The sequence below is a fragment of the Bacillus sp. SDLI1 genome (genome assembly GCF_001553895.1).
GTDB lineage: Bacteria > Bacillota > Bacilli > Bacillales > Bacillaceae > Bacillus > Bacillus siamensis.
On record NZ_CP013950.1, the window covers coordinates 302,245 to 318,416 of the forward strand.

General features: G+C 47.3%; 1 protein-coding gene. It reads left to right on the top strand.

The annotated features are described in order from the left end of the window. Positions 1-16: 16 nt before the first annotated feature. Positions 17-16,108, top strand: a complete 16,092-nt coding sequence (locus tag AUL54_RS01500; RefSeq protein WP_060962666.1) for a non-ribosomal peptide synthetase — start codon at positions 17-19, stop codon at positions 16,106-16,108. The last annotated feature ends 64 nt before the right edge of the window (positions 16,109-16,172 follow it).

Below are 16,172 nucleotides of genomic sequence, written 5' to 3' on the forward strand. Positions count from 1 at the left end.
AAAATGAGGTGCTCCAATGTCGGTATTTAAAAACCAAGAAACGTACTGGGACAACCTGTTTGATGAAGAAGACGGACTAAGCGCATTCCCTTACTTTAAAGCAGCGGATAAAGCGTCATTGGCCCGTACCGGCTATCAAGAAAAATGCATCTGCCATTCCTTATCTCCGGAAGTATCTCAAAGAATCATGACAATGGCGAATCATTCCGATATGGCGGCCTATTTGATTTTATTGGCAGGTATTGAATGCTTGCTGTATAAATATACCGATCGAACGAGCCTGATTCTCGGCATTCCAACGGTATCGAAGCAAAAAAGCAATCAGTCAGCTGTTAACTCCGTTGTTCTTTTGAAAAATACGCTTTCAAACGAGAGTACATTTAAAACCGTGTTTGAACAGCTGAAAGAAGCCGTTAATGATTCACTGAAAAATCAAAACCTGCCGTTTAGAAAAATGGTTCAGCATCTAAACGTGCAATACAATGATGAGCGTCTGCCGCTGATTCATACCGTCGTTTCGCTTAACGAAATTCATTCTTTGCAATTTAAAGAAGACATTGCATCCGATACGCTGTTTCACTTTGATTTGGAAAACAACGGAGTTCATTTAAAGCTTTTTTATAACGGCAATCTGTACGATGAGCGCTATATGGATCAAATGACAGCCCATTTGGATCAGCTGCTGTCTGTGATCCTGTTTCAGCCTGAAGCGGAGATCCATACGGCAGAAATGATACCCGAAGCGGAAAAGCAGAAACTATTGTTTGATTTTAACGATACCGGCAGAGATTACTCCGGGAGCAGAACCGTCTATCAATTATTTGAAGAACAGGCAGAAAGAACGCCTGAGCACGTGGCGGTCAAGTTTAAAAACGCCCATTTGACGTACAGGGAATTGAACGAAAAGGCGAACCGTTTGGCAAGAACATTGCGTAATTGCGGGGTTCAAGCCGATACATTGGTCGCCATTTTGGCTGATCGTTCGTTAGAGATGATCGTGTCAATCATAGCCGTTTGGAAGGCGGGGGGCGCTTATGTGCCCCTGGACCCTGAATATCCAAACGAGCGGCTTCAATATTTGCTTCATGATGCGAATGCAGACGTTCTCCTTGTTCAGCATCATTTAAAAAACAGTCTCACCTTTGACGGACCGGTGATTGATTTAAATGACAAAACATCATACCATGCAGATGGCTCATTGTTATCACCAATAGCGGAACACAGCCATTTAGCCTATGTCATTTATACCTCGGGCACAACAGGAAAGCCGAAAGGAGTCATGGTTGAACACGGCGGCATTGTGAATTCGCTCCAGTGGAAGAAGGCGTTTTTCAAGCATTCTTCAGCGGATCGCGTGCTTGTCTTATACCCGTATGTTTTTGATGCGTTCATTTTAAATTTCTTCGGCCCGCTTATTTCGGGAGCGACTTTGCACCTTTTGCCGAATGAAGAAAATAAAGACCTTTTCGCCATTCAAAATGTCTTGAAACAAGAGCGGATTACACATTTTTCAACTTCTCCCCGTCTTTTGAAAACGATGATCGAAGAGATGAACGCTGACGACTTCATTCATGTTCAGCATGTTGTTGTAGGCGGAGAGCAGCTGGAAACAGATACAGTTGAGAAGCTGTATTCCCTGCAGCCTCACATTCGGATCAATAATGAATACGGACCGACAGAAAACAGCGTGGTATCGACCTTTCACCCTGTTCAGTCTGCTGATGAACAGATCACAATCGGCAAACCGGTGGCCAACCATCAAGCTTATATTTTAGGAGCGCACCAGCAAATCCAGCCGATCGGCGTACCGGGAGAGCTGTATGTCGGAGGAGCGGGAGTGGCCCGCGGCTACCTCAATCGGCCTGAGCTGACGGAGGAAAAATTTGTTCAGCATTTGCATCTCTCCGGTCAAAAGATGTATAAAACGGGGGATCTCGCCAGATGGCTGCCAGATGGAAGAATCGAATATGCAGGGCGGCTCGATCACCAAGTGAAAATCCGCGGCTACCGAATCGAGATCGGCGAGGTAGAGGCGGCCATGTTCAATCTGGAAAACGTTCGTGAAGCTGCAGTCATTGCGCGGGAAGGCGCAGACGGAGCCAAGCAATTGTATGCCTATTATGTCGGCGAGCCTTCTGTGGCTGCGCAGTTCAGAGCCGAATTATCCCGTAAACTGCCGGATTATATGATTCCCTCCTACTTTATCCATTTGGAACGCATACCGCTCACTTCCAATGGAAAAATTGATTTGAAAGCTTTGCCTGCTGATGAAGAAAATACGCGGACAGATAACGAATACATAGCCCCGCGGAACACAACAGAAGAACTGCTGACGTCCATCTGGCAAGAAGTATTAGGGGCAGAACGTATCGGAATTATGGATAATTTCTTTGATTATGGCGGAGATTCGATTAAATCAATTCAGGTGTCATCCAGATTGTATCAAGCCGGATACAAGGTTGATATGAAACATCTGTTTAAATATCCCGCGATTGCAGAACTAAGTCAATTTGTCGTGCCGATCGGCAGGATGGCTGATCAAGAGGAAGTGACCGGCGGCACAAACCTGACCCCGATACAGCATTGGTTTTTTGAACAAAAAATGCCGCAAGCTCACCATTACAATCAGGCCGTCATGTTATATTCGGCGGAAGGCTTGAAAGAGGCTCCGCTTCGCCGGACGATGGAACTGATCGCATCACATCACGATGCCTTGAGGATGATTTTTGAAAAAACACCGAACGGGTACGCTCCGCGAATTACAGGAACGGATGAAAGTGAATTATATCATCTGGAAGTGATGAATTATAAAGGCGAAACCGATCCGGCTCAGGCAATTTCCGATAAAGCGAATGAGATTCAAAGCAGCATGATATTAGACAAAGGGCCTTTGATGAAGCTTGGTTTGTTCCAATGCACCGACGGGGATCATTTGCTGATTGCAATTCATCATTTGGTGATTGACGGAGTATCGTGGCGCATTTTACTCGAAGATTTTGCAAGCGGTTATGAGCAGGCAGAGCGCGGACAAACGATCCGCCTCCCACAAAAAACAGATTCGTTTCCATACTGGGCCGATCAATTGTCCAAATATGCGAAAGAAACTGACATGGAAGAGGAGATTGCTTATTGGGCCGAGCTTTCAAACACGGAGCCGCAGCCATTGCCTAAAGACAAAATAAGCGAAGGCTCATTATTAAGAGACAGCGAAGAAGTGACGATTCAATGGACAAAAGAGGAAACGGAGCAATTGTTAAAACAAGCGAACCGCGCCTACAACACGGATATCAATGATCTGCTGCTGACTTCGTTAGGTCTCGCCGTTCACAGGTGGACTGGCATGGAAGACATTGTCGTAAATTTGGAAGGCCACGGGAGAGAACCGATTATTCCGGATGCGGATATCTCCCGCACGATCGGATGGTTTACAAGCCAGTACCCTGTCGTCCTGAGAATGGAAGCCGGAAAAGACTTGTCATGGCGGATTAAGACCGTGAAAGAAGGGCTGCGCCGTATCCCGGATAAAGGCATGAATTACAGCATCATCAAATATATATCCGGACATCCCGAAGCCGACAGCCTGCAGCTGAATCCGGAAATATCGTTTAATTATTTGGGTCAGTTTGATCAAAACCTGAATCATCAGGCTTTGCGCATATCGCCTTTTTCCACAGGGTTATCGATGAACGAAAACCAAGAGAGAACAGCCGTGCTTGATTTAAACGGCATGATTTCTGAAGGGACATTATCACTGACACTGAGCTATAGCAGCAAACAATACGAAAGATCGACTATGACGCAATTTGCCAAAGGTTTAAAAGAAAGTCTGCAAGAAGTCATTGCGCATTGCGTAAGCCGGCAGCAGACTTCCCTCACACCAAGTGACATCCTGTTAAAAGATATCTCAATCGACGAACTGGAACAGCTTTTGAAGCAGACACTTGAATTAGGCGAGGCGGAAAATATTTATCCATTAACACCGATGCAGAAGGGCATGCTGTTTCACAGCTTATTTGATCCGAATTCAGGTGCTTATTTTCAGCAAACGATGTTTGATCTGCACGGAGATCTGGAGATTGATTCATTTTCAAAAAGCTTGGATGTCTTATCGCAAAAATATGATATACTCCGGACGAATTTTTACAGAGGCTGGAAAGACCAGCCGCTGCAAATCATATTCAAAACGAAAAAGATCGGTTTTGAATTCATTGACTTACGCGAGATGAAGGAATCACAAAAAGAAGCGATGATTCAGCAGTATGCCAGAGAAGATAAGATGCGGGGGTTCGACTTAGAAAAAGGCGCGTTAATGCGGTTATTCATTCTCCGTACGGATGAAAAGACATACCGTTTTATCTGGAGCTTCCACCATATTTTGATGGACGGCTGGTGCCTGCCGCTGATTACAAAAGAAATATTCGAGAATTACTTTGCCTTGCTTCAGCAAAAGCAGCCTGAACAATCATCAATTACTCCGTACAGTCAATATATTGAATGGCTCGGCCGGCAAGATGCGAAAGAGGCCACGGCTTATTGGGATCAGTACTTGGAGGGATATGAGGAGCAAACCGGCCTTCCTAAGGATCACCATGCAGCGGAAGACGGACGATACGTTCCTGAAAAAGTGACGTGTGACATAAGCTCCGATCTCACTTCGAAAATGAAGCGGACGGCAGGCAAGCATCATGTCACGCTGAACACGCTGCTGCAGACGGCATGGGCGGTTTTGCTGCAGAAATATAACCGAAGCAAGGACGTTGTGTTTGGGAGTGTCGTATCCGGAAGACCGGCTGGAATTCCAAACGTGGAAACGATGATCGGCTTATTCATTAACACCATTCCCGTCCGGTTCCGGTGTGAAGCGGGGACAACGTTTGCCGGGCTTATGAAAGAGGCGCAGGATAGGGCTGTAGCGTCTCAACAATTTGAGACGCACCCGTTGTACGATATTCAAGCGCGTACAACGCAAAAGCAAGATTTAATTACACATTTAATGATCTTCGAAAATTATCCGGTTGATCAGTATATGGAGAGCATAGGCCGGCAAAACGGATCATCCATCACCATTTCCAACGTACAAATGGAAGAGCAGACCAACTATGATTTTAATTTGACCGTCATACCGGGCGACGAGATGAACATCTCTTTTGAATTCAATGCCAATGTGTATGAGCGGGCAAGCATAGAGCGGATTCGGGAACATTTCATGCAAATCCTGCATCAAGTCGTGACAGATGCAGATATCCGGGTGGATCAAGTAGATTTGTTGACGGAAGGCGAAAAAAGAACCCTTCTGCAGACGCTTAACGACACGGATACACCGTTTCCGCAGACGCCGGTTTATCAATTATTTGAAGAGCAATCGCAGCGTACGCCCGATCAAGCGGCCGTCATTGATAAGGACAGGCAGCTCACGTACGGAGAGCTCAATAAGCGGGCAAACCGGCTGGCGCGAACGTTAAGAGCAAAGGGCGTGCAGGCGGATCATCCTGTGGCCATCATCAGCAGAAACAGCATTGAATCGGTGGTCGGGATACTTGCCGTTTTAAAATCAGGCGGCGCCTATGTCCCTATAGATCCGGAATATCCGCAAGACCGCATCCGGTATATGCTGGATGACTCCCAAGCGGGAATCGTTTTGACGCAGCGAGATGTCAGGGAACAGCTTTCCTATGAAGGCGTCACGATTTTACTGGATGATGAAGAGTCGTATCACCAAGATGACTCTGACCTTGCACCGATAAGTGATGCAAGCCATTTGGCGTATGTCATTTATACGTCAGGCTCCACAGGGAAGCCAAAAGGCGTATTAATCGAGCACCGCAGCTTGACCAATTATATTTGGTGGGCGAAAGAAGTTTATGTAAAAGGCGAGAAAGCCAACTTCCCGTTGTACTCGTCCATCTCTTTTGATCTGACGGTGACTTCTATTTTCACACCGCTTATCACAGGCAATACGATCATCGTCTATAACGGAGAGGATAAAACAGCTCTGCTTGAATCGATTGTGCGGGACCCGAGGGTGGATATCATTAAATTAACCCCGGCCCATTTGCAGGTCTTGAAGGAAATGAACATCGCCGATCAAACGGCTGTCCGAAGAATGATTGTGGGCGGAGAAAACTTAAGCACCCGGTTAGCCCAAAGTATTCATGAACAGTTCGAAGGCCGGATTGAAATATGCAATGAGTACGGACCGACGGAAACCGTTGTCGGCTGCATGATTTACCGTTACGATGCCGCAAAGGACAGACGGGAATCGGTACCGATCGGAACTGCTGCGGCTAACACGAGCATTTACGTTCTTGATGAGAATATGAAACCCGCGCCGATCGGAGTGCCGGGAGAGATCTATATCAGCGGCGCCGGTGTGGCAAGAGGATATTTGAACCGTCCCAAATTAACGGCAGAGAAATTCGTCGATGACCCGTTTGAACCCGGAGCTAAGATGTATAAGACCGGAGATTTGGCGAAGTGGCTGGCTGACGGAAACATTGAATATGCGGGCAGAATAGATGAACAAGTGAAAATCAGAGGCTATCGTATCGAATTAGGCGAAATTGAGGCAGCGCTGCTTCAAGAAGAAACGGTCAAGGAAGCGGTCGTTACAGCCAGAGAGGACGTCCACGGGTTTAAACAATTGTGTGCATATTACGTAAGCGGCGGGCAAACAACGGCAGCCCGGCTCCGCAAACAATTGTCTCACAGCCTGGCGGGTTATATGGTTCCGGCTTATTTTATCGAGCTTGATGAAATGCCTTTAACGTCTAACGGAAAAATAAACAGAAAAGGACTGCCGGCTCCGGATTTCGAGCTGCAGGACAGAGCAGAGTATAAAGCTCCTCGAACAAAAGCGGAAGAAATATTAGTTTCTGCCTGGGAATCGGTATTAGGCGCAGAGAATGTCAGTATTCTTGATAATTTCTTTGAACTTGGCGGGGATTCCATTAAGTCAATCCAAGTGTCATCCAGATTAAAACAGAGCGGATACAAAATGGAAATCAAAGACTTGTTTCAATATGCTACGATTGCCGAATTGAGTCAGCATATCAAGCAGAATCTGCGTACAGCCGATCAAGGTGAGGTCAAAGGAAAAGTCAGCCTGACTCCTATACAGCATTGGTTTTTTGAACAAACAACAATAGATCCGCATTATTATAATCAAGCCGTCATGCTGCATGCATCGGAAGGTTTTCAGGAAACGCCGCTGCGTCAAACCCTGCAAAAGCTTGCAGAACATCACGATGCGCTCCGGATGACGTTCCAGACTGCGGAAAAGGGTTACGAGGCACAGAATGCAGAGATCGCCCAAAGCGGACTGTACAACCTTGAAGTCCTGAATCTGAAAGCAGAATCCGACCCGGGGCAGACCATTGAAGCCAAGGCTGATGAGATACAAAGCAGTATGCATTTAAGTGATGGCCCGTTAATGAAAGCCGGATTGTTTCAATGCGCAGACGGGGATCATTTGCTCATCGCCATCCATCATTTGATTGTAGACGGGGTGTCATGGCGCATTTTACTGGAGGATCTCGTGACCGGCTACAGGCAAGCCGAGAACGGGCAAGTGATTCAACTGCCGCAAAAAACAGACTCTTTCCAATTATGGGCTAAGAGACTTTCAGAATATGCGCAAAGTGAAACGATAAAACAAGAACAGGAATATTGGACAAAGATCGAACAAACCGAAGTAAAACCGCTGCCTACAGATTTTCAGGAAACCCATACAACTGCAAAAGACAGTGAAACAGCAACTGTGGAATGGACGAAAGAGGAAACGGAGCTCTTATTAAAACAAGCGAATCGCGCTTATCACACGGAAATAAACGATTTGCTTTTAACTTCTCTTGGTCTTTCCATATCCCATTGGTCGGGGCTTGACCGGATTCCGATTCATTTAGAGGGACACGGAAGAGAACAGATCATTCAAGATATGGATATCTCCCGCACGGTCGGCTGGTTTACTAGTCTGTATCCGGTTGTGCTGCACGCGCAGCCGGGCAAAGAAATCTCTGATTATATTAAAACGACCAAAGAAGAACTGCGCCAAATTCCGCATAAAGGGATCGGATATGGCATAGCAAGGTACTTAAGCGGCGGACTGCCATCGAAACTCGATCCTGAGATCAGCTTTAACTACTTGGGACAGTTTGACCAAGATTTACAGCAGCATGGAGTTCAATTATCTTCTTATTCTTGCGGTTCAGACTCAAGCGGAAATCAAGAAAGACCGTGTGTATTGAATATAAACGGAATGATAACCGAGGGCCGGCTGAAGCTTACGATCAGCTACAGCAGTAAACAGTACGCAAAAGAAACGATCATGCGGTTATCGGAAACGATTCAAAGCCGCCTGCGGACAATCATTACGCATTGCGTTCATAAAAAACAATCAGAACTGACGCCAAGCGATATTTTGTTAAAAGGCATGTCCATTGACGAATTGGATCAGCTCCTCGTTCAACTGCCGCATGCAGGTGAGATTGAAAACGTGTATCCGCTCACTCCGATGCAGAAAGGAATGCTCTTCCACAGCTTGCTGGACGAGGACTCACATTCTTATTTTGAACAAGCATCGTTCGATTTGCAGGGAGAGTTAAAGATTGATTGGTTTAAACAAAGCTTGGAGCGATTATTTGAAAGATACGCCGTGCTCAGAACCCGTTTTTACAGCGGCTGGAACGATATTCCTTTGCAAATTGTCTATAAAACACAAAAACCGCAAATTCATTTTACAGATTTGCGCGACATAGAGGAGCACCGTCGTGAGAATGCAATCGCAGCCTATCAAAGAGAAGACAGGGCTAAAGGATTTGACCTGACTCGCGATCCGCTGATGCGCATAGCGATTTTCCGTACGGAAGACAGCAACTATCATTTGATTTGGAGCTTCCATCATATTGTCATGGACGGCTGGTGCCTGTCTCTTATCACGAAGGAAGTGTTTGATCATTATAGCGCCTTACAAAAAGGAAGGGGAACAGAACCGTCATCTGCAGCTCCTTACAGCGACTATATCGAGTGGCTTGACCGCCAAGATCAGGGAGCAGCAAAGCGGTACTGGAGCGAGTATCTTGAAGGATATAAAGGTGAAACCGCGCTTCTTCATAAAACACCGCAGCATGAACAAAAAGAATACGCTTATGCCAATGTGATCTGCCAATTTGAGCACGAACAGACAAAACAATTACAGCAGATCGCAAACCAGCATCAAGTGACTTTAAATTCCTTGATCCAAACGGTGTGGGGAATTTTATTACAGAAATACAGCGGGTCCGCAGACGTTGTCTTCGGCAGTGTCGTGTCAGGAAGGCCGGCGGAAATTCCTGATGTGGAACAGATGATCGGACTGTTCATCAATACCATTCCGGTTCGCATCCGCTGCGATGAGGACAGCACTTTTGCCGATGCGATGCAAATGGTTCAACAAAACGCTCTGTCTTCCCAATCGTACGATACCTATCCTTTATACGAAATTCAGGCACAAACGGAACAAAAGCAGAACCTGATTGACCATATCATGATCTTTGAAAACTATCCGATCGGGCAGCAGGTCGAAGAGGTAGGCCATGATGCTGCAGATTTAAATATCGTGAATTTCCATATAGAAGAACATACCCATTACGATTTTAATGTAGTTGTCATCCCTGGCGAACAACTTACCATTCATTTTGATTTTAATCAAAATGAATATGGACAATCAGAAGCAGAGCGGATTCGCGGACATTTCGAACAGCTCATTCACCAAATTTTGCAGCAGCCGTCTGTCAAAATAGAAGAAATGGAACTTCTGACGCAGAAAGAAAAAGAACAGCTGCTCACTCCGCTTTCCGGGGAAACAGAGAAACCTGAATACGAAACGATTCATACTATGTTTGAACGCCAAGCAGCACAAACGCCGCAAAAAATCGCAATTCAATACGAAGAGGCGGAGATTTCTTACAAAGACCTGAACGAAACGGCCAATAAACTGGCGCGGATTCTCAGAAAGCGGGGTGTGAAGCATCAAGAGCCGGTAGCTGTAATCGCCGGGCGTTCACCATCATTAGCGGTTGCTGTTCTAGGTATTTTAAAAGCGGGCGGTGCCATTGTTCCGATTGATCCAAGCCATCCTGCCGAACGAATCCGCTATATCATTGAAAACAGCGGCTGCGCTCATGTTGTAACAGAGAAAGACCGGTCAGTCCCTGAGGCAGAAACGCAGCTTGTCACATTCATAGAAGAAGCTCAGACAGAACCGGACGGGAGCAATGTGCAGACGATAAACACGGCGGAGGATCTGCTTTACGTCATTTATACATCAGGAACGACGGGGAAACCAAAGGGTGTGCTGCTAGAACATAGAAATATGGCCAATTTGCTGTATGACCAATTTACAAACTCTGGCATCGATTTCAAAACCAATGTTCTTCAATACGCATCTCCGGCATTTGACGTCTGCTATCAAGAGCTGTTTTCAGCCCTGCTCAGCGGCGGCACACTCCACATCGTGCCTGAATCAATAAAGCGGGACGCGGCTCAGCTGTTTTCGTTTATAAATAAACATCAGACTGACGTTGTCTTTTTCCCGACTGCTTTTGTCAAAATGCTTTTTAACGAGGAGAGCTATGCATATTCATTTCCGCGCTGTGTGAAGCATTTGATTACAGCAGGAGAACAATTGACCGTATCCCGTTTATTTCAGCAAGTGCTCCGCACACACGGCTTGCATTTGCACAATCATTACGGTCCGTCAGAAACTCATGTAGTGTCGACGTATACAATTCAACCGGGAGATGATATTCCTGAGTATCCGCCGATCGGCAAACCTATATGCCATAACAATATGTATATCATCAGCAAGAACAAACAGCTTCAGCCCTTGGGCATTGCGGGAGAACTGTATATTTCCGGAGCAAATACCGGGAGAGGCTATGCGAATAACCATGCTTTAACGGAAGAGAAATTTTTGCCTGATCCGTTCAGAAAGGGAGCCGTCATGTACCGCACAGGAGATTTGGCAAGGCTGCGTGAGGACGGGCAAATCGAATACATCGGCCGCATTGATGATCAGGCGAAAATAAGGGGCTACCGGATCGAACCGAAGGAAGTCGAGGTCATATTGGCCAATCACCCGGCGGTGAAAGAAGCAGCCGTCCTTATTCAAAAAAACGCTTTGGGTGAAAATGAATTGTGCGCTTACTGCAGCGTCTCAAAAGCGACTGATCCTTCAGCGTTACGGACAGATCTGGCCAAAGACCTTCCTGACTATATGATTCCCGTAAAATGGGCTTTTGTTGAATCGATTCCGCTCACAGTAAACGGAAAAGTAGACCGCAAAGCCTTGCCAGCGCCAGAAGGAGGCGTGCAAACGGGAGTCGAATACGTGGCTCCCCGTACAGCGGCGGAAGCACAGGTGGCACATATCTGGCAAGAGGTGCTCGGACTTCCGCGTATCGGCGTGAAAGACAACTTCTTCGACATCGGCGGTCACTCGCTGCGGGCAACGACCCTGACAGCCAAGCTGCACAAAGAGATGGGGGTCAGCCTGCCGCTGCGGGAAGTGTTCCGGTCGCCGACAATTGAAGAAATGGCAGAAACGATTACCGGAATGAAACACACAGCATATACATCTATCCCGACCATTGAAGCAAAAGAATACTATGCCGTCTCCTCGGCGCAAAAACGGCTGTACATTTTGAATCAGCTGAAAGGCGGAGAGCTGAGCTACAACATGCCGAGTGTCATGAGAGTCGAAGGAGCTCTGGATCGGGAACTTGTCGAGAATGCGATCGACAAGCTGATTCAGCGCCATGAAACGCTGCGAACCGGCTTTGAACTGATAGACGGAGAACCGGTACAGCGAATTTATGCCGACGTCCAATTTGCAGTGGAATTCACCCAGGCGAAAGAAGAACAGGCGGAAGACCTCGTTCATGAATTTGTGAGGGCATTTGACTTGGAGAAAGCGCCTCTGCTGCGGGTAGGACTGATTGAGCTTGCAAAAGACCGCCATTTGCTGCTGTTTGACATGCATCATATCATTTCAGACGGCGTATCTATCAAGAATTTGATTGAAGAGTTCGTTTCATTATATGAAGGAAAAGAATTGCCGCCATTGCGGATTCAGTATAAAGATTATGCGGCGTGGCAGCTGTCGGATATGCAAAGCGAACGGATGAAGAAACAGGAAGCGTACTGGCTGGATGTGTTCAGCGGAGAGGTTCCGGTGCTGGATATGCCGACCGACTATGGAAGACCGGCTGCGCGGAGCTTTGAAGGAGGACAAATCGAGTTTGTCATCGGACCGGCGTTGACGGAACAGCTGAAAGGCTTGGCGGTAAAGAGTGAAAGCACGCTGTACATGGTGCTGCTGGCTGCTTATACGACCATGCTTGCCAAATACAGCGGGCAAGAAGACATCGTAGTAGGCAGCCCGATTGCCGGAAGGACCCATTCGGATTTGGAAAGTTTAATCGGTATGTTCGTGGGCACGCTGGCGATACGAACGAATCCGCTTGGGGAAAAAACATTCTGGGAGTACGTACAGGAAGTCAAAGAGCATACATTAAAAGCGTACGAAAACCAGGAGTATCCATTCGACGAACTGGTGGACAAGCTGAATGTGTCCCGGGATTTCAGCCGCCATCCGCTGTTTGACACGATGTTCATATGGCAAAACACAGAACGGGGAGAATTAAGCCTCGATGATGTGCGTTTTACCCCTTATCCGGACAACCATGCTATGGCGAAGTTCGACCTGACGTTCCAAGCGGCAGAGAATGAAGACGGAATTACGGGTATGATCAGTTACTCGGCGGCGCTGTACAAGCAGGAAACTGCGGAACGCATGGCCAAGCACTTTATCCAATTGATCGAGGCGATTGCGAATGATCCGCAGGCGCCGCTTTCATCGCTGGAGATGATCACCGCGAAGGAGAAAGAGCAGATTGTGGAGAGATGGGGCCAACCGGCGATAGACTGCCCGAGGTCCAAAACAATTCACCAATTGTTCGAGGAGCAGTCGGAGCGCACGCCGGAACATACAGCCGCAGTTTACGAGAAAAGCCGATTCACATACCGTGAGCTGAATGAGCGCGCCAACCGCCTGGCGCGGATTTTAAGAAGCGAAGGCGTGCAGCCGGACCAGCCTGTGGGTATTCTGGCAGAACGTTCTCTGGAAATGATCGTGGGTATTCTGGCGATCCTGAAAGCCGGGGGCGCGTATGTGCCGATGGATCCGGACAGCCCGCAGGAACGCATCCGCTATATTCTGGAGGATTCAGGAGCACAGGTTCTGCTGGCACAGCCTCATTTACAAGATCGTGTATCGTTTGCCGGAGAGATTTTACTGCTTGATGACGAACAAATGAACAACGGGGATGGCTCGAATCTGGTGACGGCAGCCGGACCGGATCACTTGGCGTATGTGATCTACACATCAGGCACAACCGGCAAGCCAAAAGGCACGCTGATTGAGCATCGCCAGGTACTTCATTTGATGGAGGGGCTCCGCGGACAAGTGTACGGTGCTTATGATTCGGGATTGCGTGTGTCTCTGTTGGCACCGTACTATTTCGACGCATCGGTCAAGCAAATTTTCGCGGCACTGTTAGGGGGACACGCACTGTATATCGTCCCTAAAGCATCGGTATCAGACGGTTATGCCCTGTCAAACTATTATCGCACCCACCGCATTGACGTAACAGACGGAACACCGTCACATTTGCAATTGCTTATCGCTGCAGATGCCCTTCACGGGGTAACGATCCGGCACATGCTTATTGGAGGAGAGGCGCTCCCGCAGGCGGCGGTGGCGCAATTGCTGGAATTGTTCGCTTCGAACGGGTCATCAATGCCGCTCATAACCAATGTATACGGTCCGACGGAAACCTGCGTGGATGCATCGGTCTTTCATATCGTACCGGAGACATTGGCATCTGCTGACGACGGCGGTTACGTGCCGATCGGCAAGCCGCTGGGCAACAACCGTGTGTATATTGTGGATTCCAGTGATCGAATGCTGCCTATAGGTGTAAAGGGTGAGCTGTGCATCGCCGGAGACGGAGTAGGACGAGGGTATCTGAACTTGCCTGAATTAACGGGTGAAAAGTTTGTGGCCGATCCGTTTGTAATCGGAGAGCGGATGTATAAAACAGGCGATCTTGCCCGTTACCTGCCGGATGGAAACATTGAATATGCCGGAAGAAAGGATCATCAGGTCAAGATTCGCGGTTACCGGATCGAACTTGGCGAGGTGGAAGCCGCTCTTCTCAACATCGAGCATGTACAAGAAGCGGTAATCCTGGCCAGAGAAAATGCAGAGGGGCAAAGCGATTTGTATGCCTATTTTACAGGGGAGAAATCACTGCCGATCAATCTGCTTAAAGAAAAACTCTCCGATCAAATACCAGGCTACATGGTTCCTTCATACCTGATGCAACTGGAGCAAATGCCGTTAACCTCCAATGGAAAAGTGAATCGCAGTGCGTTACCGCTGCCTGAAGCAGGCTTGCAGACCGGCATTGACTATGTTGCTCCAAGGACAAAACCGGAAGAGCAGCTGGTTCACATCTGGAAAGAAGTATTGAAGTTAGAACAAGTTGGCGTCAAAGATAACTTTTTCGATCTCGGCGGGCATTCGTTACGGGGGATGACGCTCGTTACCAAGATCCATAAGCAATTCAACAAAAGCATTTCATTGAGAGAAGTGTTTCAATACCCGACGATTGAAGAAATGGCGAGGGTCATTACAGGCGCGGAAACTAGCGGACCGGATGAAATCCCTGTTGCAGAAGCCAAAGATGCTTATCCTGTATCTTCTGTACAAAAGATGGTTTACCTGTCTACACAAATTGAAGGCGGAGAACTAAGTTACAACATGCCTGGGATTTTGTCATTGGAAGGCAGGATCGACATGAACCGTTTACAATCTGCATTCCAAAGTCTGATCCAGCGCCATGAATCGCTCCGAACCGGATTTGAAATGGTCCGCGGAGAGCTGATGCAGGTGATCAAGCCGCAGGCGGATTTCTCTATAGAAAGGTACAAGGCAGCTGATGAAGAGGTCGAGGAGCTGTTCCGCAATTTCGTGCGGCCTTTCGATATCAGTCAGGCTCCATTGCTTCGGGCCGGACTCATCGAATTAGAACAGGACAGACATGTTTTCATGTTTGACATGCATCATATCGTTTCAGACGGCGCTTCTATGAATATTTTTGTTGAAGAACTGATTCAATTGTATGACGGCAAAGAATTAGCCCCGCTCCGGATTCAATACAAAGATTACACTGTATGGCAGCAGCAGGCGGAGCAGAGGGACCGCATCAAAAGGCAGGAGAGCTATTGGCTGAATGTATTTCATGAGGATCTCCCGCCATTTGAGCTGCCGAAAGATTTTGCCAGACCGCGAATTCGAAGCTTTGAAGGCAAGCGATACAATTTCACTCTCGATGAGACAGTGGTCCAGGGTATAAAACAGATGGAAGAATTGACCGGATCGACCGCTTACATGATCTTGCTGTCAGCCTATAACATACTGCTGGCCAAATACAGCGGGCAGGAAGATATCGTCGTCGGTACGCCTATTGCGGGAAGAATACATGAAGATTTACAGCATATTATCGGGATGTTTGTGAATACGCTGGCCATCCGTACGGCCCCGGTTGGAGAAAAGACCTTTATGGACTATGTAACAGAAACGAAAGAAACGATGCTGAAAGCTTATGAAAATCAAGAATATCCTTTTGAAGAATTAGTTGAGAAGCTTGGAGTGAAACGGGACTTAAGCCGTAATCCGTTATTCGATACGATGTTTGTTCTGCAAAATACGGAACAAACGGATATTGAATTGGACTCTCTCGCGGTCAGACCATATGAACAAACGAATACGGCGGCCAAATTTGATTTGCAGCTGACCTTCGTGATGAATCCGTACGAGATTCAAGGAAGCTTTGAATACTGCACGAAGCTGTTTAAACAGAAAACCATCGCTACGCTGAGCAAGGATTACGCCATGATTCTATCGGCGATCATAAAAGACCCATCGATTCCTTTAAAAGAAATTCAATTAAGTGAGAAAGTAAACAAAAATGAACACTTTGCAAGCGAAATCGAATTGAATTTCTAAAAGCGGCCGGTACCGGCTGTCCCCGGCATGATGTTTTTACGGGGACAGCCATCAGCCGGCTAAA

What these genes read in the sequence shown, in the direction of transcription:
- AUL54_RS01500 (WP_060962666.1), top strand. Translation starts at nt 17, where the DNA reads ATGTCGGTATTTAAAAACCAAGAAACGTACTGGGACAACCTGTTTGAT.